Raw genomic sequence first — 19,672 nt, forward strand, 5'->3', positions numbered from 1 at the left:
GCTGCATCTTCGCAGCGGCGCTGAGCAGGTGGGTGTGACTGGACGTGGACCCGCGCGGTCGTAGAACCGACCGCGAAGTCGGCTGCAGGTCAGAGGACGAGAGCCGCGCAAGTGCGGCACTGTACGGGATGTTCTCCGCGCGCGAGAGAAGACGAGCCTTCCTCTTCAACGCATTGTTGCCGCGCTTAGCCATGATGTGCCCCATTCTCGGCAAGCCCTACGCACCCGCCGGATACTGGCAGACGCCATGGCGAGTTTGAGCGTGGGCCCCGAGGGCCTTGACCGTATGAGCCGTTGGCAGCGTAGGTGCCACAGCAGCGGATCGGCGTACACGTCTAACCGTAACCCGAACGCTACCCGATTCAGACACATATCGGAAGGGTCTCGGCCGGAATTTTACTCCGGTAAATTCCAGCACTTTCCTTCTCCCGTCCCGTCTGCCGCTGGCCCGCACTCCTGTGAAGGGGGTGTGGTTCAGGGCGTCAAGATGGAGCGCGCCACTTACTAACGACCTTGACGCCCTGGGCCGCGTCTGCTCGGCTTGCCCGGGTCGATGGCAGGTGGGATGTGAGCACCCACCCTGACTACTACGAAACGGGCGGACGCCGGCGGGTGAGGGCTCATCCCGGAGTCTGAGCGCACGCCGTAGCTGGAAAGCGCGCCCCGCAGAACGGTAGCGGAGCCGGGAGCCTTTATGAGGTCGGGAATCTTGTAACAAGTCGCATGGTAAATGGCCGAGAAAGCGGCCTTGTGCGCAGGCATCGCGGCTGTTCCGATGAGGGTTCGGACGTCGCTGCTGGGGGCGGAATATGGGCGAACTGCGGGTGTCGGCGTGGAAACGCCACGGCAAGGAGCGGCTCTACGTGAACCGGCCGGACGGCGCCGCCGTGGCATGGTTCGACCAGAAGACGGGACACCTCGAAGTTCTACCGAACGGCTCCCGTGACGAGATCCTGGAAGCCTTGACTCCCTACCTCACCCGCCCCCCTGTCTCCCCCACTCCACCCCTCTCCGCTCAGGGGCCGACAGTCGCGCAGAGCTCCTCTCTTCCCTCCGCCTACGACTTGGCGCTCAACGAGCCGGGCGCCAGCCTGCGGGCCAAGTTGGCGGAGCTTTCTCCCGGCCTCTTCGGCCGTTCGCTGGCATGGCTGCTCAGACGACGTACCGAGGCTGACTCATGGCGATCCGGACTGGTCGGTGAGCGCGTCGTCGGTCGCGAACTCGCCCGGCTGGACCGGCACGGTTGGCGCACACTGCACTCCATACCGCTCTCGCCGAAGAACGACATCGACCACCTGCTCATCGGACCCGGCGGAGTCTTCACGATCAACACGAAGAATTACCCGGGCATGGATGTCTGGGTCGGAGACGACTCGGTGACGATCAACCGTGGCCCCGGACGGCCGCACGTCCGCAAGAGTCGCGCCGAGGCGGTCCGCGCCAGAGACGTACTGCAACGTGGCTGCGGTTTCCCTGTCGCGGTGAAACCCCTGCTCGTCTTCGTCAAACCCGCCCGTCTCGACGTGGTCCCCACGCTGCACGACGTGCGCGCTCTAGGCGAACGGCAGCTCGCTTCCTACGCCCCGCTGGCTGGCGTACTGCTACCCAAACAAGTCGACGCTGTGTATGCGGTGGCCCGCGATCGACGCAACTGGGGCCGAAGCTGAACGCGGCCGGGGCCACCAGGACAGGTACGTTGCCCGCACGAACCTCTCCGCTGTCGCCTCTCAGGATCGCTTCGCCGGCTCGCCTGGTCGTTCGGGGTCCACCCGAAGGTCGCGCAGCGCATTCTGCGGCACTCGCAGATGACCGTGACGATGGAGGTCTACGCCGAGGCCGGTGAGGGAGAGGTGCGCGACGCGCTGCGACAGCTCTCGGAGGCCATGGGCAAGGGCTGATCGAGGCGGTTGCTGTACTTCGCTGCTGTACGGCATGAAAAAGGCCCCTGGGGATTGATCCCTAGGGGCCTTTGACCTGCTGTGCACTCGGCAGGATTCGAACCTGCAACCTTCTGATCCGTAGTCAGATGCTCTATCCGTTGAGCTACGAGTGCGAGCGCTTCGCGGGGTTTTGGGCCGGTCGGCGTTGCGGGAACAACATTACATGAGGTGTGGCGGGAGGTGAAATCCATAACCGGGAGGCGGGGTGACCTGCGGGAATGGGGTGGGGCCGGGGGGTGGAACGGAAGGAGCCCCGCCGTCGGTGGAGGACGGGCGGGGCTCCGGGGTGGTGGCGGAGGCGGAGGGATTTGAACCCTCGATGGACGGTAAAGCCCAAACCGCATTAGCAGTGCGGCGCCATAGACCGGACTAGGCGACGCCTCCTGGTACGTGCCCGGGTGAGCGGGCGCGTGTGCAGATGATGACACAGCCGTGCGGGCCGCGACCAATCGCAGACTACGGTACAAGGCCGCCGGTGGGCAGGGCAAAGGGGTAGTGCCGGGACGCGCCCACGAAGGAGTGGGTTGCGGGGGCGGGCGGGCCCGCACGGGTAGGGAGGGGCGCATGCGAAACCCCCGAGCCACCGCACCCCGTACGACGCGGAACCGCGCCCCGAAGGGCGCCCGCGCGCCACAGGGCACCCGTACCGTCCTCGCGTTCCTCACCCTGGCCGCACCCCTCGCCGCGCCTCTCGTGGCCGCCGGCGGCGCCGCGGCGGTCGGCGTCCCGCGCCCCACCCCCGTCGAGCGGCTGATGGAGAGCCGCCTGACCGTGACGTACGCGGCGGCGCCCGACGCCCAGCCGCGGACGTACACCCTCGACTGCGGCCCCGCCGGGGCGAAGGAGGAGACCGACCCGGCGTGTGAGCATCTCGTGGAGATCGGGGGACCGGAGCGTGCGGTGCCCGCGGGGCAGATGTGCTCGATGATCTACGGGGGACCGCAGACGGCCCACGTGACGGGCGTGTGGCGGGGCCGGACGGTCGACGAGGAGTACAGCAGGACGAACGGCTGCGAGGTGTCGCGCTGGCAGCGGATGGTGCCCGCGCTCCCGGCCGCGAACGGCGCGAACGGCCTGAACGGCGCGAATACCGCGAGCGACGCGGTGAACAGCGCCGACGCGAGCGCCGGAGGTACGCGGACGGACACGACCGTACGTTCGTGACGTACGCCACACCCGCGCGCCCCCGGCCGAACGCGGCGCCCGAACACCCCGCTCCCAAGGGGCACATGGACATCCGGGGCCGCGCGAGGGGGCCCGACCCGTACACTCGGTCTAGTGACATGTCCCGGGGGTGGCGGCAAGATGGGCCGCCCGTGACAAGCCGCCCGCCCGTGAGAGCTGGCAGCACAAGAGCGGAAACGAAAGCGCAAGCAAGAGCGGACATCAGCGCGGGAAAACGGCGGCGCAGGACAGTGCGGCACGTGCGGTAACAGGGAGGACGCGTCTCGTGAGCAGCAGGCCATCCAGAGGCGCTGCTCGCCTCGCCTCGATACTCGATGCCCTGCCCGACGCGCTGCTGCTGGTCGACGTCAACGGCACGGTGGTCAACGCCAACGCGATAGCGATCGAGACGTTCGAGTCGCCGGGTACGGCGCTGGTGGGGCGGGGCCTGCTCGACCTGCTGCCCTCCTTCGACTCCAAGCGCATTCCCGGCTCGATGCGCAGCCCGCGCGAGGCCGCGGAGGACACCCGCACGAAGCCCACCCGGATGGTGGCGCGGCGCACCGACGGCACGGAGTTCCCGGTCGAGGTCACCAGCGCCAATCTGGAGGACCCGCGCACCCCGTACGCCGACTTCGGTGAGCCCCAGCCGCCCCACTACACCGGCGACGAGCTGCTGATGCTGGTGGTCCGCGACCTCACCGGCACGCTCGACACCGAGGCCGAACTGGCCCGCCAGCAGCGCCAGACGGAGATGATCCTGCGCGCGGCGGCCGAGGGCGTGGTCGGTGTGGACACCGCGGGCAAGGTCGTCCTCGTCAACCCGTCGGCCGCGCAGATCCTCGGCCACCGGGCGACCGACCTGGGCGGCAAGGAGCTGCACCCGCTGGTGCACCACTCGCGCAGGGACGGTTCTCCGCTGCCGTACGAGGAGACCCCGCTGGCCGACACGCTGCGCTCCGGGCGCAAGCACCGCGTCCGCGGCCAGGTGCTGTGGCGCAAGGACGGCCGCGCGGTGCCGGTGGACCTGACGACGGCGCCGGTACGAGACGGCGACCAGCTCGTCGGCGCGGTGATGACGTTCACCGACCGTACGGCGTACGACGCGCTCGCCGCCCGCGCCCTGCAACTCGGCGCGCTGCTCGACACCTCGCTGCGCGGGCCGCTGGCCGAACTGCGCGGCGAGCTGACGGGGCTGGCCGCCGACCCGGCCGGGCAGCTCTGGCCCGAGGCCAACCAGATCCTGCACCACCTGTCCGCCGGCTACTCCCGCATCACCACCCTCATCGACAACGTGCTGGCCTTCCAGCGGCTCGACCGCGGCGAGGACAAGCTGCGGCGCGAGACGGTCGGGCTCGACAAGGTGGTGGCCGCGGCCGTGGAGGGCGCGGTCGAGCTGATCGGGCCGGGGCGCGCGCAGTACGCGGTGCACGCGCCGCCGATCGAGGCGTCCCTGGACGCCGAGCGGATGGCGCAGGCCCTCGCCCACCTCGTCGCCGACGTCGCGGGCGTCGACTCGGCGGGCAACGCCATCGCGTACGCCGGTGACTCGACGATCGTGGTCGCGGCGGCCCAGCGCGGCGACGTCATAAGGATCGACGTCCGCGGCCCGCACGCGGGCGGCGACCCCGTCCATCTCCCGCTCGCCCGCGGCATCGTGGAACGCCACGGCGGCGTGCTCCAGACCCACGAGGTGCCCGGCGGCAGCGCGTACGTCCTGGAGGTCCCGGTCGGCCGCGCCCGTCAGAAGAACGGCTCGGCCGCCGCTTCCGACGCCTCGGGTACGGGTACGGAATCGGCCACGGGCGGCCGTACGGACGGCGGTACGGAAACAGGTACGGGTACGGATACGGGCTCGGGTACGGGCTCGGGTACGTCGGGGTCGGGCGACGCGTCGGAGCAGCCGCGTGAGTCCGAGACCACCGTGATGCCCTTGCCGACCGAGCCGATGCGCGGGACCACCGGGCAGGGGTCGAACGCGGCGCCGGGCGCGGGCAATGGCACCGGGCCGGACTCCGGGAGCGGCGTACGGCGGGCACCGCACCAGCGGCAGGCGCCGCAGGACAGCGGGGCGGCGGTCGCGCCCTGGTCGATCCCGGCCGCGCCCGACCAGGACTCCGCCCCGACCGGGCGGCGCCGCGCGCTGCGTCGGCCCGGCGACGAGTCGGACGGCGGGAGCGCGGGCGGCAACGGCGGCGCGGGGCGCGAGATCGCGCCCGCCGACGGGGCGCAGCCCACCGGCCGCAGGGCGCGGCGGGCCAGGACCGACGACCAGGAGCAGGAACGAGGCGGGGGCGCGGCGGGTCAACCCGCCCTCCCGCAGGGGCAGTCCGCGCTTCCGCAGGGGCAGTTCGCGCTTCCGCAGGCGCAGGCGGGGCTTCCGCAGAGCCAGCTTCCGCAGGCGCAGGCGGGGCTTCCGCAGAGCCCGCTCCCCCAGACCCACCTTCCGCAGCCGCAGATTCCGCAGGCCCAGGTCCCGCACGCCCTGCCGCCCGTCCAGCCGCCCGTCCAGCCGCCTGTTCAGCCGAGCCCCGGCCAGGACCCGCGCGGGCTTTCCGCTCCCGAGGCGGGCACCGGCCGTCGCGCGCGCCGCGCCATCGAGACCGCCGCGCCGGACAGCGGCGCCGCCGTCGTACCGCAGCAGCAGGGCCACGTGCCCGAGCCGCCGCGGCAGCCGCAGCCGCAGACCTGGCCGAGCCCCGGACAGAGCGCGGGTCAGGCGGCGGACGAGGAGCCGGAAGGACCCGTACCGCCGCGGTCGTGGCCCGCGCCGTCGCAGCAGCCCCCGCAGCCGCAGCCGACCGCGTGGCCCGCGGCGCCGCAGAATCCGCAGCCGTCGACCTCGCTGCCGTCGCAGCAGCAGGCGCCGTCCTCGCAGCCGCCGTCGCCCGGCCAGGGTCAGCCGCCGCAGGCTCCGGCCGCGTCGGCGGCCGGACCGGGTACGGCGGGACCGTCCCCGCAGCGCGGCGGCCCGGCGCCGCAGCAGGACCCGTCGCAGAGCAGCCACGGCCGTGCCATAAGCGTGCGTACGCTCGGGCAGGGCATGCCGTTCGGGCAGCAGGCGGGCGATCCGCAGACCCAGACGCAGGCGGTGCAGGCCCAGTCGGGGCTGCCCGCGCAGGTGACGGCGAGCGGTTCCGGCCGCCGCCGCAGGCTGAACCCGCCGCAGCAGCCGCAGCCCGTACAACCGGGTCAGCCCGAGCAGAACGGCCAGCCCGAGCAGAACGGCCGGCCCGAGCAACAGCAGCAACAGCAACAGCACGGTCCCGGCGGCGAGACGCAGGCCCGTCAGCACCCGCAGGCCGACCCGGACAGCGGTCAACTCCCCATCCGCCGCCCCGAACCCCAGCCGCAGCGCGGCGCGGGCCGGTCCGCGATCCCCGGCCAGGCCCCGGCGCCGGACGACGACGACCGCGAGACGGCGCTGCTGCGGCCGGTCCCGGCGGCCGATCCCGTTCCGAAGTCCCAGCCGCCGGTGCCGCGTGAGGCGGGCGGCCGGGCGTACGCCATAGGCGCGCCCGCGGAGGGCGCCGCCGAGGGTCCCGAACCGCTGGACGGCCCCAATGGCGCGGTCGACGTCACCGACATCGCCGACGACCGCATGGAGGAGTCCTTCGACGAGCCGCGCCGCCTGCTGGTGTGGCCCGAGCCGGACACCTCCACCCGCCAGGCCCTGACCGACCGCGGCTACCGGCCGGTGATCGTGCGCTCCCGCGAGGAGGTCGACGCGCAGATCGCCGAGCCGCCCGCCGCGCTCTTCGTGGACCCGCTCACCGGGCCCATCACGCGTACGGCCCTCCAGTCGCTACGGCAGGCCGCCGCGGCGGCCGACGTGCCCGTCCTGGTCACGGCCGGTCTCGGGCAGGCCACCCGCGAGGCCGCGTACGGCGCCGACCCGGCCGTACTCCTCAAGGCGCTCGCCCCGCGCGACAGCGAGCAGCACCCCCCGCGGGTTCTGCTCGTCGAGAGCCACGAGCCGATCGCCCAGGCGTTCGCGGCCACGCTCGAACGGCGCGGCATGCAGGTCTCGCACGCCGATTCCGAGACCGACGCCATGTCCAAGGCCGCCCAGATGCATCCCAACCTGGTCGTCATGGACCTCATGCTCATCCGGCGCCGCCGCCAGGGCATCGTCGACTGGCTGCGCGGCAACGCCCGCCTCAACAACACCCCCCTGGTCGTCTACACCTCCGCCGACATCGACCCCGCCGAGCTCCCCCGCCTCGCCTCCGGCGAGACCGTCCTCTTCCTCGCCGAGCGCTCCACCAGCCCGGACGTCCAGGCCCGCATCGTCGACTTGCTCGCCAAAATCGGAGCCTGACCCCTCCGGGGAGGTCCCCCGTCTTTGGGGGCGCGGCCCCAGCGCGGTTCCCTCCCCCGGGCGGCGAGCCGATCCTTCAAGGGGCACCGGACTGTGCTTGATCTGCGGCTGCCGCCGCGCGGGCGGCGCGCTCAGCCACGGCGCTCCCGCACGTCACCACCCGCCCCAACGGGGCAGATCGGCTGTTCCCGGACCACCGGCCGGTGGTGGGTTGCCCGCGCAGTTCCCCGCGCCCCTAACGGGCCGCACCGTCTTTCGTCCGGGCGGTGGGCCGGTCTTTTCAGGGGCGCGGGACTGTGTTCAATCTGCGGCCGCCGCCGCGCGGGCGCGCTCAACCACGACGCTCCCGCCCCTAACGGCCCGCACCGCCTCTTGTCCGGGGGCCAGGCACGGGCATTTAGGGGCGCGGGGAACTGCGCGCTCAGCCACGACGAGCGCGCACGTCACCACCGGCCCCAGCGGGGCAATTCGGTGGCGGCTGGCCGCGCCCCCAACGGGCCGCACCGCCTCTCGGCCGAGGGCCAGGCACGGGCATTTAGGGGCGCGGGGAACTGCGCGCTCAGCCACGACGAGCGCGCACGTCACCACCCGCCCCGGCAGGGCAGACGCGGCGTGGGTCAGGGAAGGTGTTCGGGAGGGCCGGGCCGGAGGCCAGGCTGACGGATCATGGCGGTGATCTCGGCAGCGGCGACGGCGGCACGGCCGGGCCGCTTGAGGAGGCGCTCGGCGAAGGGCCAGCCGACCACGCCGAGGGAGATCTCCTCGGAACCGCCGAGCCCACGGTGACGACCGGGGCCACCCGGGGCACCGGAACCCTCCGAGCCACCCGGGGCACCGGAAACCTCGTCGAAGCCACCCGGGGCACCGGAAACCTCGTCCGAGCCACCCGGGGCACCGGAACCCTCGGGGTCGGCCTCCACGCACGTGATGGTCAGGGCGCCGCCGCGACCGTAGCGGGCGTGGCCGACCGCGTCCCAGGGGATGTGGCGGGCGCGGGAGGACAGCAGGCCGCGGACGCGCAGGCCGACGCTGTCCGCGGTGATCTGCCAGGTCATGAGGCGCCAGCCGCCGTAGAACCAGGTGAGGGCCACGAAGGAGAACCAGAGCACGCGCGACCAGGGCCAGCCGCCGACGGCGGCGGACGTCACCGCTCCGGCTCCGGTCACGAGCATGACCGCACCGACGCAGCGCGCGACAGGCCCCGCGTGCCAGCGCACCGGCCCGGCGGCGGCCACCACGGTGCCGAGGGCCCGCTGGACGTCGATCTCGGCGGCCTGACGGTGTCCGGCATCCCGTCGCCCGGCCGTCGAGCCCGCGTCGCCGTGGTCGACGGCCGGCCCGCCGCGTATCGGGGACAGGGACACCTCGACGGACGGCTTCGCGGCGGGGCCGCTCTCGGCGGACGTCAGGACGAGGGCGCCGTCCTCGCTGAGCGCGCCGTAGAGGAGGACGTCGTGTACGCCGGAACGGGCGTGCGGAAACGGCTCGTAGTGCAGCACGGCCTCGGAACCGAGGCCATCGGCGCCGTATATCTCGGTGAAACCGTCCGCCCTCGTCCGGGCGCGCGCCCGCAGGACCGGTACCGGGCCGCGCCGGAGGGCGACCACGCGGCGGCGGGCGAGCTGCCCCGAGAGCGCCGAGGCGAGGCCGAGCCCTACGAGGGCCATGCCGCCGGCCTGGCGGAGGAAGTGGGACAGGTCGTCGGGGTACGGCTCGCCCGCCAGCCGTACCCAGTCGCCGTGGAGCAGTACGGTCACGGTGCCGACGTCCCGGTAGTCGCCGTCCACGTCGAAACGGTGACGGGAGCCGTCGGGCATGCGCACCGTGAGCAGGTAATCGTCCGGGTTGTAGGCGACGACGGGAACGTCCCGGGCCACGGCCACCCGCGCGGTACGGTCATCGGCCCGGTCCTGTACGACGACGGTCACGATCAGGGCGGCGCCCACCGCGCACATGAGCAGCCCGGCGACCCGCCGGAACAGGCCCCGCTGCCCCGGCTCGATGCCGTCCGGCATGGGAGCGGACGCGGTGACGCCCCCGGCGGCCTCCGCGATGAGGGCGCGCTGGCGGCGGCGGGCCCGCAGCCGTTGCGCCACGGCCAGCCAGCCCCAGCACAGCGCGGCGACGACCACCGCGGCCGCGACCTTCTCGCCGGCCCCGCCCTCCCACTGGCCGGGCCGGGCCAGGTAGAGCAGGAGCAGCGGGGCGGTCAGGACGGCCAGTTCCGGCAGGAAGAACAGGCACACGAGGTGGGGCAGGAAGAGCATCGTGCCGGTCTTGTCCACCCATTCCTCGCCGCAGGGCGCCTGCGGAGTGCAGGTGGGGTCGGGACTCATCAGGACCGCGGCGAACACGGCGACCAGCAGGACCACGGCGGGCAGGGTCGGCCGCACCCACGCCGCCCTGGGCCCGGCCGCCCGCCACCCGCGGGCGTCGGCGGCGAGCCACGGGCGCGCGGTGCCCCCGGCGTACGACGTGCCATCGGACCCGCCGCCGTATACGTCGTCGGATACGGCGTCGGGCACACCACCGGGCACACCGGCGGACCCGCCGCCGCGCACACCGCCGGACCCGCCGCCGTATACGCCGTCAGGCACACCCTCGGACCCGCCGTCGCTGATCATCGGTGCGTCATGGGAGTACCCGTGTCCGTCCTGGCCGAGGGCGCGTCGAAAGCGGCGTCCGCCGAGCCGACCAGGCTCTTCCCGTCGCACCAGCAGATCGTTTTACCTGATCATTGCGCAACCGGGAAAGTTTGCGAAGCGGCACGGCCCGCCGTGGCGACAGGCGTACGAAGGACGGTCACTTCGTAGGAGCCGCCCGTCGCCAAGCGGTCGCACTCCGGGGGCTCACCACCCCCCGGCCGGGACACCGTCAGAGCTGCGTGACGTCCAACTCGCCCTCGGCGAACGCCTTGCGGATGACCTTCTTGTCGAATTTGCCGACGCTCGTCTTCGGCACCGCCGGAACGATCGCCCAGCGCTCGGGGATCTGCCAGCGCGCGACGCGCCCGGCGAGGAAGTCGTGCAGGGCGGCGTAGTCGGCGGTGGCGCCCTCGCGCAGGACGACGGTGGCGAGCGGGCGCTCGCCCCAACGCTCGTCGGGGACGGCGACGACGGCGGCCTCGGCGACGTCCGGGTGGGCCATGAGGTGGTTCTCCAGGTCGACGGAGGAGATCCACTCACCACCGGACTTGATGACGTCCTTGGACCGGTCGGTGAGGGTGAGGAAACCGTCGTCCGAGATGACGCCGACGTCACCGGTGCGCAGCCACCCGTCGGGGCTGAACTTGTCCTCGGGCCGCACCGGTTCCTCGCCGACGCCGCCGTAGTACGCGGCGGCGATCCAGGGCCCGCGCACCTCCAGCTCACCGGCGGACTCGCCGTCCCACGGCTGGACGGAGCCGTCCGGGCCGATGAGCCGGGCCTCGACGGAGGCGGGGAAGCGGCCCTGGGTGATCCGGTAGGCCCACTCCTCCTCGGGGGTGACCCCGGCGGGCGGCTGCGCGACCGTGCCGAGCGGCGACGTCTCCGTCATGCCCCACGCGTGGCACAGGCGTACGCCGAGCTGCTCGTCGAACGCCTTCATCAGGGCGGGCGGGCAGGCCGAGCCGCCGATGGTGACCTGCTTGAGCGAGGTGATGTCGCGCGGCTTGGCGGTCAGCTCGGCGAGCAGCCCCTGCCAGATGGTGGGGACGGCGGCGGCGTGCGTGGGGCGCTCGCTCTCGATCATCTCGGCCAGCGGGCGGGGCTGGAGGAAACGGTCCGGCATCAGCAGGTTGATGCCGGACATGAAGGCGGCGTGCGGCAGCCCCCACGCGTTGACGTGGAACATCGGCACCACGGGCAGCGACGTGTCGTGCGAGCTGAGCCCCATCGACTCGGTGGAGTTGACCTGCATCGAGTGCAGGTAGATCGACCGGTGCGAGAAGACGACGCCCTTGGGGTCGCCGGTGGTGCCGGAGGTGTAGCACATGGCCGCGGCGCTGCGTTCGTCCAGCTCGGGCCAGGCGTACGTGGTCGGCCGCCCGTCCAGCAGCTCCTCGTAGTCGTGCACGGAGGGACGTACGCCGTCCAGCACCGAGCGGTCGCCGGGGCCGACCACGACGACGTGCTCGACCGAGTCGAGCCGCGGCAGCAGGGGCGCGAGCAGCGGGAGCAGCGAGCCGTTGACGAGGATCACGCGGTCGGCGGCGTGGTTGATGATCCAGGTGAGCTGCTCGACGGGCAGCCGGAGGTTCAGGGTGTGCAGGATCGAGCCCATGGCGGGGATCGCGAAGTACGCCTCAAGGTGCTCGGCGTTGTTCCACATGAGGGTCCCGACCCGGTCGCCCTCGGCGACCCCGAGCCCGTCACGCAGCGCGTTGGCGAGCCGGACGGCGCGCAGACCGACCTCGCGGAAGGAGCGGCGCTGCGGCTCACCCTCCCCGGTCCAGGTCGTGACCTGCGATTTTCCGTGGACCAGCGTCCCATGGACCAGGATGCGGGTGACGGTCAGCGGTACGTCCTGCATCGTGCTCAGCACAGGGGGCCTCCGGCGGCTACGCGAGGGTAATGTCCTCGCGATTCTGCGTGCATACCGATCGGTACGTCACTACCCCGCGCGGTATTGCCGCCGGTTCGTTCCGGGCGGCGCGGCGGTCGGGGGGACCGGGGCGCGGCCCGCCGGACGGCGCGGCACGTGTCGTGGGGATGTGTGCGACGCCCGCCCCAGGGCCCGGGCAGGCCCTAGGCGACGCACAGCTCCAGCTCCGGATCGTCGCGCAGCTTGCCGAGGGCGCGCGAGACCGCGCTCTTCACCGTGCCGACCGAGACGCCCAGCGCCTCCGCCGTCTGCACCTCGCTCATGTCCTCGTAGTACCGCAGGACGACCATCGCCCGCTGGCGCGGCGGCAGCCGTGCGACCGCGCGCAGCAGCGCGTCCCGCTGGGCCTGCTGCTCGGTGATGTCGGGGGCGCCGGTCGCGGCGGGCTCCGGCACCTCGTCGGTGCTGAACTCGTCGACCTTGCGCTTGCGCCACTGCGAGGTGCGCGTGTTGACGAGCGTACGGCGGACGTATCCGTCGACGGCCCGGTGGTCGTCGATCCGGTCCCAGGCGAGATAGGTCTTGGTCAGGGCGGTCTGGAGCAGGTCCTCGGCGTCGGAAGGGTTGGGGGTCAGGGAGCGCGCGGTGCGCAGCAGCGTCGGGCCCTTGGTCCGGACGTAGGCCGTGAACTGCGTCGTATTGGCGCTGGTGCACACAGGCGTGGTCATGGCTTCACGTTAGGAGCCGACATGCCCGTGGCGGATCGGCCGCAGGTGCCGAAGCGGGATCACTCTCAGGTCGTAGGACGGGGGTTGTCCCCACCCCCCGAGGGGGGAGCCGGGGGCCGGGGTCCCGCAGGGGTTCCTCCGGAGAAGAGCGGGGTCCGGGGGGGGCGGACACGGTCCCTGAGCGGGCCCGTGGCCGCCGTCCGGGCGCTGCCCCGGTGGCCGTACGGGCGGACCGCCGCTTTACGTGTGCGGGCTGCCGCCGTACGCCGGGCCGTCGCCGTACGCGGGGGCCGTCGCCGTACGCGGGGGCCGTCGCCGTACGCGTGCGGCCGTCGCCGCCACGGGCCGCGCCGGGGTCGGCCCTGACGTCCGCCCCGGGGAGGTCCCGGTGTCATCCCCGGGTCAGCCCCGTACGACCTCGGCGTCAGCCCGTGGTCGTACATCAGCGCGGTCCGAGCGTCCTGGAAGCTCGGACCGGCCTCGGACCGGTGCTCAGGAGTGGGCGCTCAGCAGGGGGCGCTCACGACTGGGGCGCTCAGGAGGTGGGCGCTCAGGAGCGGGCGCTCAGAGCTTGGCGACGGGCGCGTCGATCAGGTCGCGGTCGATCGACAGCTTGTGACCGCCGTGCGTCTCGGTGACGGCGCCCGTGTACTGGTGGATGCGGCTGTGCGAGGCCCAGGCGGAGGGGCGCAGGACCGGTTCGGCGGTGAGGGTGGGGGCGACGCCCCAGCGGGCGTACCAAATGGCGCCCGGGAGGTCGGACGTACCCGCCCTGCGGGCCTTCTCCATGTGCGCGATGCCGGAGTCGGCGCTGCTGTAGAAGCCGGGCACATAACCGCGCGCCCGCACCTGGCGGTCCCAGGCACGTACGAAGGACAGCGTCGCGTTCGCGCAGCTCGCCTTCCTGAGGTCGTACGCCTCCATGTCGAGGTAGAGCGCGCTGCCGCGCTTCATGCCGAGCGCGCCCGCGGCCTTCGCCGCGTCCGCGCCCTCGCTCGTGCCCTGGGCCGTCGCCCGCTGGGGGTCGATGCGGAACGGGTTCTTGTTAGACCCTCTTACGCAGGGGCTCTGCGAACCGACGTAGATCGGCAGCAGGCTCCAGCCCGCCGCGGTGGTCTGCTGTACCCAGTTGTTCGTCAGATTGCGCTGCGTCTTGCAGGCGCGGGCCCGGCCGCCGAAGTAGATGCCGACGGCGCGGTACGGGGAGGAGGCGCGCCAGGCGCGCATCGTGGCGAGGTCGGGGGCCTGGCAGGTGTCGAAGCCGCGGCCCTTGAAGACGCGCGGGGCGACGGCGGCGTCCTCGGGGAAGGTGGCGGCGTCGTCGGTGCCGGGGAATCCGGTCTCGTCGGGGGCCTGGGCGTCGTCGGGAGCCTGGGCGCCGTCCGGAACCTGGCCGTCGTCCGAGGCTTGGCCGTCGTCCGACGCCTGGGCTTCGGCGGCCGCGGCTTGGGCTTCGGCGTCCGCGATCCAGCCGGCGGGGTCCGTCCTGTTGTCGACGGGGTCGATGTGCCCGTCGGCCGCCGCTGCCCCCGCGCTCGCGGGGCCCGCGCTGGCCGCCGGGACATCGCTGTCGGCGACGGCCGACACCGCGGGAAACAGCAGACCGGTCAGCGTCAGCGCGGCGGCGAGGACGTAACGAGTGCGGCGCGTACGGCGCACGCGGTGCGCGTAACGGATAAACCTACTTGTTTCGGTCATTCGCCGAGTCAACGTGGCGGGCGGCCCGCACGGGCGGAGACACGCCGCCGGGTCGGGCCGTACGGGCCCCGAACCGCTCGGGCGGCGGGCACTGCCGCCGCGTCGGCTCCGCCCGGCCGGCGCCGGACCCGAGGTCGGGGCCGTCCCTCCCCCCTCCCGGACCTGCTGACCCGCTACCGCGCTCGGCTGCGCGTGCGCGCTTCCCGGCACTCGGATACGCCGACGACACGCGGGCCTGATACGCAAATTACCGTAGTACGTGGGTTATTTGCATGATGGCGTCGGATTGCTACGGTCACCCCGTCGCTATTTGCACCCACGCGAGCGGGGCCGCTTCGGCGTCGACCGCGTGGCCCAGTAGGGAGGACCTTCTCGTGCTCCGTGCTCGTATCGCCGCCGCGGGCGCCGCCGTGGCGCTGGCCGCCGCAGGGCTTGTCGCAGGCACCGCCCCGTCCGCTCAGGCGTCGACCCCGCCCACCCCGTACATGTGCCCCTACTTCCTCAACGACGGCGCGCACGGTCTGTACGTGTGGACGTACGGGCAGGGCTGGCTGGTGTGCAGCTACAGCCCGCACGCCGAGCTGTCCTGTCGGTACAACGCGTTCAGCGGCGACGCCTGGTTCAACGCGCCGAATCCCGACTACTGCCCGACGCGCGCGATTCCGACGGCCTGACACGATTCCGGCGGCTGCCGACGGCCTGGGCCGGTCGGCCGCCGCCCTTCCCTCCGGGGGTCCGGGACCCCGACCCCACCGGACCCCCGCACCTTCGGACCGTCGGACCTTCGGAACCCCGTGCCCCGCGCCCTGTGCCTGCCTCAGGCCGCGCGCCCTGTGCCCCGCGCCCCCCTCAGGCCCCGTCCGCCGACAGGATCAGGCCCGAGGTGGGGACGCCGGTGCCGGCCGTGACGAGGGCGTGGCCGACGGAGGCGACCTGGTTGACGCTGCTGCCGCGCACCTGGCGGACGGCTTCCGCGATGCCGTTCATGCCGTGCAGATACGCTTCGCCGAGCTGGCCGCCGTGGGTGTTGACCGGGAGGCGGCCGTCGATCTCCAGGCCGCCGTCCGCGGCGAAGTCCGCCGCCTCGCCGGGCCCGCAGAAGCCGAACTCCTCCAACTGCATGAGCACGAACGGCGTGAAGTGGTCGTAGAGCACCGCCACGTCGACGGCGGCCGGACCGAGGCCGCTCGTGCGCCACAACTGCCGTGCCACCACGCCCATTTCGGGCAGCCGGGCGAGGTCGTCGGCGTCCCGGTAATAGCTGGTCATCTGCTCCTGCGCGCGGCCCGCGCCCTGCGCGGCGGCCGTGACGACGGCGGGTGCGCGCCGCAGGTCGCGGGCGCGTTCCGCGGAGGTGACGACGATCGCCTGGCCGCCGTCGGTCTCCTGGCAGCAGTCGAGCAGCCGCAGCGGCTCGACGATCCAGCGCGAGGCCGCGTGGTCGGCGAGGGTGATCGGGCGGCCGTGGAAGTACGCGGCCGGGTTGTTCGCCGCGTGCCTGCGGTCGGCGACCGCGACATGGCCGAAAACCGACGGTTCCAGTCCGTAGACGGACAAATATCGGTTTGCCGACATTGCCACCCACGAGGCGGGGGTGAGCAGACCGGGGGGCAGGTTGACGCCGAGCGCCGCCCCTTCCGCCGACGGCTCGCGCCCGAGGACGCCCGAACCGAAGCGGCGGCCGGAGCGTTCGTTGAAGGCCCGGTAGCAGACCACCACCTCCGCGATCCCGGTCGCCACCGCCATCGCGGCCTGCTGCACCGTCGCGCACGCCGCGCCGCCGCCGTAGTGCACGCGCGAGAAGAAGGACAGCTCGCCGATTCCGGCCGCCTGCGCCACCGTGATCTCGGGGCTGGTGTCCATCGTGAACGTCACCATGCCGTCGACGTCCCCGGGCGTCAGCCCCGCGTCGTCCAGCGCCGCCCGCACCGCCTCGACGGCCAGCTTCAACTCACTGCGCCCGGAGTCCTTCGAGAACTCCGTCGCCCCGATCCCGACGACGGCCGCCCGCCCGCCGAGCGCGTCCCGCCGCCGAACACTCATGACGCCTCCGGGAGTTGCGGGATCTGCACGGTGACCGTGCCGGTGACGTGCCGGCCGAGCGCGTTCACGCCCACCACCTCGACGGTCGCCGTCCGGTCCGCGACCGCCGTGACCGTACCCGTCAACTCCATCGTGTCTCCGGGGTAGTTGGGCGCGCCGAGCCGGATGCGTACCGCCGTCGTCACCGCGTCCGGGCCGAAGTGCGCGGCCACGTAACCGCCGACCAGGCCGTTGGTGGTGAGGATGTTCATGAAGATGTCGGGAGAGCCTTTGGCGCGGGCGAGTTCGGGGTCGTGGTGCACGTCCTGGAAGTCGCGCGTGGCCAGCGCCCCGGCGACGACGAGGGTGTGGGTGACGTCGATACGGCGGGGCGGGAGGGTGTCGCCGACGGCGGTCATGCGGGGGCCTCCGCTTCAGGGGTGGTGACCGTACTGTCGGGTTCCGTGTCGGCGGGTCCCGTATCGGCGGGTCCCCTATCGGCGGGTTCCGTGTCGACGGCGCGGAAGGCCGGCACGGTGAGGTCGTCGTCCGCGTCCAGGAAGTCGAGCAGGACGGGCGCGCCGATCCGGACCTTGTCGTACGGGACGCCGATGACGTTCCCCAACAGCCTTACGCCCTCGGCCAGTTCGACGAGCGCGACCGCGTACGGCGGATCGAAGGCCGGGAACGGCGGGTGGTGCATCACCACGTACGAGAAGACGGTGCCGGTGCCGGAGGCGGGGACGGTGTCCCAGTCGGGGGAGCCGCAGGCGTTGCAGCCGGGGAGCCACGGCAGGCGCAGGGTGCCGCAGGCGGTGCAGCGCTGGATGAGGAGTCGGCGGTCCTCGCGGATGGCCTGCCAGTAAGCGGCGTTGTCGCGGTTGACGACCGGGCGGGGGCGGGTCGCGGACTTCGTACGTGCGGGGGCGGGGGCCGGGTCCCGCGCCGAAGTTGCCTGCGCGGGTGCGTACTTGAGGATGCGGAAGCGGTGGATGCCCGCGAGTACGCCGTCGGCGCGGACCTCGGTGCGGGTGGTGACGAAGTAACCGGCCCCGAGCTTGGTGGACTTGCGCGGCGAGACGGATTCGACGACCGCGTCGAAGGTGACCCGCTGACCCGGCCGCAGCGGCGCCACGTACTCCTGCTCGCAGTCGGTCGCCACGACGGCCGCGTAACCGGCCTCGTCCAGCCGTCCGAGGAGGTCGTCGTAGCCGGGGGTGCGTCCTTCGTGGCCGGACAGCCCGCCCATCGTCCACACCTGGAGCATGGTGGCGGGCGCGGTGCCGTCGGGGGGTACGGGGTGGCCGAGGGCTTCGCACCAGTGGCGGATCATCGGGGCGTTGACGGGGTCCTTGCCGATGCCGCCCGTGGCGGCCGGGGTGCCTTCGTAGCGGCGCAACTCGGCGTGGAGCGGGTCGTTTTCTGCCGTTCCGTCCGATCCGTCCATGGCGGAGCCGCCCTCCCTCAACAATCTGACTGTCCGTCAGATTCGGACGGCAGGGCGGCTGTTGTCAATGGGCGTGCGGGGGTGGCGGGTTCAGGCCGGGGGCTCTTCCGTGCCGGGATCGGGGGCGGGATCGGGGGCGGGTCCGGGTCCGGGGACAGCGGCGGGGGCGGACTCTTGTGCGGGTTTTCCGCCCGGCCCGCGACCCCCCTCGCTCTCGGCCAGAAGTTTTCCACAGGCTGTGGACGAAAGTTGGGCACCGGATTCGCCGACCGCCGCCGCCCCGACGCGTACCGCCCAGCCCGCCGCCTCGACCAGCCCGTCCCCCTCCGCCAGCCGCCAGGCCAGCGCACCGGTGAAGGCGTCACCCGCACCGGTCGTGTCGACCACCTCGACCGGGACGGCGGGCAGCCGCGTCGTACGCCCCCGAGGCGGCTCCGCGTCCGCGCGTACGTTTTCGCGTATGCCCGCACGCACGTCCCCGCTCACGTCTTCGCGTACGCCCCCGCTTACGTCCTCGCGCCCGCCCGCGCTTACGTCCTGGCGCTCGACGACGGTCACGCCCGCGCCGCCCAAGGTCACGACGGCGGACCGGACACCGAGCCGGAGCAGGTCACGCGGGTCGGCCTCCGCGGCGGAAGCCGCGCCGAGCAGGACGCGCATCTCGTGCTCGTTGACCACCAACGGGTCCGCACAGGAAAGGAGTTGATCCGACTCGGCATCGTCCCTGACGGCTTCGGGCGGCGAGGGGTTGAGCACCAGGCGGGCGCCGTGCCGCTCGGCCGCGCGGGCGGCGGCCCGTACCGCGTCCATCGGGACCTCGCACTGCGCGGACACCACGCGAACGGCCGGCCCGACCGCGGCGATCACTTCGGCCGCCGTGAGCGCGGTGTTGGCGCCCGGTACCACCACGATCGCGTTCTCGCCGTCGGCCGCGACCGTGATGAGCGCGATGCCGGTGGGCACCGTCTTCTCGGTGCCGAGCGCGGTCGTGTCCACGGCGGCGGACCGCAGTTCGGCGGTGAGCCGTTCCCCGTACGCGTCCGCCCCGACCCGCCCGCAGAAACCCACCCGCGCGCCCAACCGGCCCGCGGCGACGGCCTGGTTGGCCCCCTTGCCGCCCGCGTGCACGGCCACGCCCGACGTACCGAGCACCGTCTCGCCGGGCGCGGGATGGCGGTCCACCCTGACCACCAGGTCCGCGTTGGCCGACCCCACCACCAGCAGCGTCACGCCGTCCGCCGTACTCCTGCCCACCGTTCACCGTCCTTGCCGTTCCCCGCTTCGATCATCCTGCCGTGGAACGCGTGCGCGCGGCGGCACATGGCGTGCCGCCGCGCGTACGCGTCACCGGTCAGGAGTGGCGGGGCGCCCCCTCACGCCGCCGCCGAACCCGCGGCGCGGGTCACCAGAGCTGCGAGAAGTGGATGCTGACGTTGTCCTGGTGGATGGCGGTGAAGCCGGAACCGGCCACGCTCGCCGTGTTGTTCTGGTTCGACGCCCCGGCCCCGGTGGCCGCCTGCTGCGTCGTCGTCACATTGCCGAAGTTGCCACCCCCCACGTTGCCGCCGGAGTTGCTCACCACCGTCGCGTTCGAGTGGCCACCCGCGAACGCGCCGTCGTCTGCCGAGGCCGTGCCGGCGAACAGCACGGCCGCCAGCGGCAGTGCGGCAACGGCGGCCAGGGCACGGACGGTACGGATGCTTGCCATGGTGTTCCCTCCAAGGGGACATGTTGCGGGACTAGTTGAACTGTCCGGACTTGTGGAAGCCCGGTCCGATCCGGAGCACCGCGGTTGGCCGACCGCGGTGCCGTCTTGCTTCTTCGAGCG

At 72.9% G+C, this 19,672-nt stretch carries 13 protein-coding genes and 2 tRNA genes; 4 read left to right on the forward strand and 11 right to left on the reverse strand.

Features of this window, described 5'->3' with window-relative positions:
* The first annotated feature begins 809 nt into the window (after positions 1-809).
* Positions 810-1,667 carry a nuclease-related domain-containing protein gene (locus tag ACIP4Z_RS05650; RefSeq protein ID WP_401305325.1) on the forward strand — a complete coding sequence of 286 codons (858 nt, stop codon included), beginning with the start codon at positions 810-812 and terminating at the stop codon, positions 1,665-1,667.
* Positions 1,668-1,980: 313 nt separating this feature from the next.
* Here the strand turns inward: ACIP4Z_RS05650 and ACIP4Z_RS05655 are convergent.
* Together ACIP4Z_RS05655 and ACIP4Z_RS05660 are read right to left on the reverse strand one after the other, a co-directional pair.
* Positions 1,981-2,053 (reverse strand) — tRNA-Arg (locus ACIP4Z_RS05655).
* Positions 2,054-2,230: 177 nt separating this feature from the next.
* Positions 2,231-2,324: transfer RNA gene (locus tag ACIP4Z_RS05660), tRNA-Ser, on the reverse strand.
* Positions 2,325-2,504: 180 nt separating this feature from the next.
* Between ACIP4Z_RS05660 and ACIP4Z_RS05665 the strand changes: the two genes are divergently transcribed.
* Both ACIP4Z_RS05665 and ACIP4Z_RS05670 read left to right on the forward strand, forming a co-directional pair.
* Positions 2,505-3,104: an SSI family serine proteinase inhibitor gene (locus tag ACIP4Z_RS05665; protein ID WP_401305327.1), complete on the forward strand. Its 600-nt coding sequence runs from the start codon at positions 2,505-2,507 to the stop codon at positions 3,102-3,104.
* 286 nt (positions 3,105-3,390) lie between these two features.
* Entirely contained in the window at positions 3,391-7,425 is a 4,035-nt protein-coding gene (locus ACIP4Z_RS05670) for a PAS domain-containing protein (protein ID WP_401305329.1), read from the forward strand.
* A 617-nt stretch (positions 7,426-8,042) separates the two neighbouring features.
* Here ACIP4Z_RS05670 and ACIP4Z_RS05675 read toward each other — a convergent pair.
* The 4 genes from ACIP4Z_RS05675 to ACIP4Z_RS05690 all read right to left on the reverse strand — a co-directional run bounded on the left by ACIP4Z_RS05675 (position 8,043) and on the right by ACIP4Z_RS05690 (position 14,375).
* Positions 8,043-10,022 (reverse strand): hypothetical protein, encoded by a 1,980-nt coding sequence (locus ACIP4Z_RS05675; protein WP_401305331.1) that lies wholly within the window; start codon positions 10,020-10,022, stop codon positions 8,043-8,045.
* A 277-nt stretch (positions 10,023-10,299) separates the two neighbouring features.
* Positions 10,300-11,949, reverse strand: coding sequence for a long-chain fatty acid--CoA ligase (locus ACIP4Z_RS05680; protein WP_401305333.1), 1,650 nt, complete (start codon positions 11,947-11,949; stop codon positions 10,300-10,302).
* Positions 11,950-12,152: 203 nt separating this feature from the next.
* Positions 12,153-12,677, reverse strand: a complete 525-nt coding sequence (locus tag ACIP4Z_RS05685) for a SigE family RNA polymerase sigma factor (protein WP_355336554.1) — start codon at positions 12,675-12,677, stop codon at positions 12,153-12,155.
* Positions 12,678-13,241: 564 nt separating this feature from the next.
* Positions 13,242-14,375 (reverse strand): DUF1906 domain-containing protein, encoded by a 1,134-nt coding sequence (locus ACIP4Z_RS05690; RefSeq protein WP_401305336.1) that lies wholly within the window; start codon positions 14,373-14,375, stop codon positions 13,242-13,244.
* A 374-nt stretch (positions 14,376-14,749) separates the two neighbouring features.
* Between ACIP4Z_RS05690 and ACIP4Z_RS05695 the strand changes: the two genes are divergently transcribed.
* Entirely contained in the window at positions 14,750-15,049 is a 300-nt protein-coding gene (locus ACIP4Z_RS05695) for a hypothetical protein (protein ID WP_355336556.1), read from the forward strand.
* A 175-nt stretch (positions 15,050-15,224) separates the two neighbouring features.
* Here the strand turns inward: ACIP4Z_RS05695 and ACIP4Z_RS05700 are convergent, their stop codons facing one another.
* The 5 genes from ACIP4Z_RS05700 to ACIP4Z_RS05720 all read right to left on the reverse strand — a co-directional run bounded on the left by ACIP4Z_RS05700 (position 15,225) and on the right by ACIP4Z_RS05720 (position 19,552).
* Positions 15,225-16,418, reverse strand: a complete 1,194-nt coding sequence (locus tag ACIP4Z_RS05700) for a lipid-transfer protein (protein WP_401305338.1) — start codon at positions 16,416-16,418, stop codon at positions 15,225-15,227.
* Positions 16,415-16,816, reverse strand: coding sequence for a MaoC/PaaZ C-terminal domain-containing protein (locus ACIP4Z_RS05705; protein ID WP_391042189.1), 402 nt, complete (start codon positions 16,814-16,816; stop codon positions 16,415-16,417). Before ACIP4Z_RS05705 ends, ACIP4Z_RS05700 begins: the two co-directional genes overlap by 4 nt.
* Positions 16,813-17,844 carry a bifunctional MaoC family dehydratase N-terminal/OB-fold nucleic acid binding domain-containing protein gene (locus tag ACIP4Z_RS05710; RefSeq protein WP_401305340.1) on the reverse strand — a complete coding sequence of 344 codons (1,032 nt, stop codon included), beginning with the start codon at positions 17,842-17,844 and terminating at the stop codon, positions 16,813-16,815. Before ACIP4Z_RS05710 ends, ACIP4Z_RS05705 begins: the two co-directional genes overlap by 4 nt.
* A gap of 90 nt (positions 17,845-17,934) precedes the next feature.
* Entirely contained in the window at positions 17,935-19,098 is a 1,164-nt protein-coding gene (locus ACIP4Z_RS05715) for a ribokinase (protein ID WP_401305342.1), read from the reverse strand.
* A gap of 148 nt (positions 19,099-19,246) precedes the next feature.
* A complete protein-coding gene (locus tag ACIP4Z_RS05720; protein ID WP_188281503.1) occupies positions 19,247-19,552 on the reverse strand; it encodes a hypothetical protein in 306 nt (101 codons plus the stop codon).
* Positions 19,553-19,672: the final 120 nt, after the last annotated feature.

Origin of the sequence: Streptomyces sp. NPDC088910 (assembly GCF_044749865.1) — a bacterium.
Classification (GTDB): domain Bacteria; phylum Actinomycetota; class Actinomycetes; order Streptomycetales; family Streptomycetaceae; genus Actinacidiphila.

Coding starts and splice junctions, on each gene's coding strand:
- ACIP4Z_RS05650 (WP_401305325.1), top strand. CDS start 810: ATGGGCGAACTGCGGGTGTCGGCGTGGAAACGCCACGGCAAGGAGCGG.
- ACIP4Z_RS05665 (WP_401305327.1), top strand. CDS start 2,505: ATGCGAAACCCCCGAGCCACCGCACCCCGTACGACGCGGAACCGCGCC.
- ACIP4Z_RS05685 (WP_355336554.1), bottom strand. CDS start 12,677: ATGACCACGCCTGTGTGCACCAGCGCCAATACGACGCAGTTCACGGCC.
- ACIP4Z_RS05690 (WP_401305336.1), bottom strand. CDS start 14,375: ATGACCGAAACAAGTAGGTTTATCCGTTACGCGCACCGCGTGCGCCGT.
- ACIP4Z_RS05700 (WP_401305338.1), bottom strand. CDS start 16,418: ATGAGTGTTCGGCGGCGGGACGCGCTCGGCGGGCGGGCGGCCGTCGTC.
- ACIP4Z_RS05705 (WP_391042189.1), bottom strand. CDS start 16,816: ATGACCGCCGTCGGCGACACCCTCCCGCCCCGCCGTATCGACGTCACC.
- ACIP4Z_RS05710 (WP_401305340.1), bottom strand. CDS start 17,844: ATGGACGGATCGGACGGAACGGCAGAAAACGACCCGCTCCACGCCGAG.
- ACIP4Z_RS05720 (WP_188281503.1), bottom strand. CDS start 19,552: ATGGCAAGCATCCGTACCGTCCGTGCCCTGGCCGCCGTTGCCGCACTG.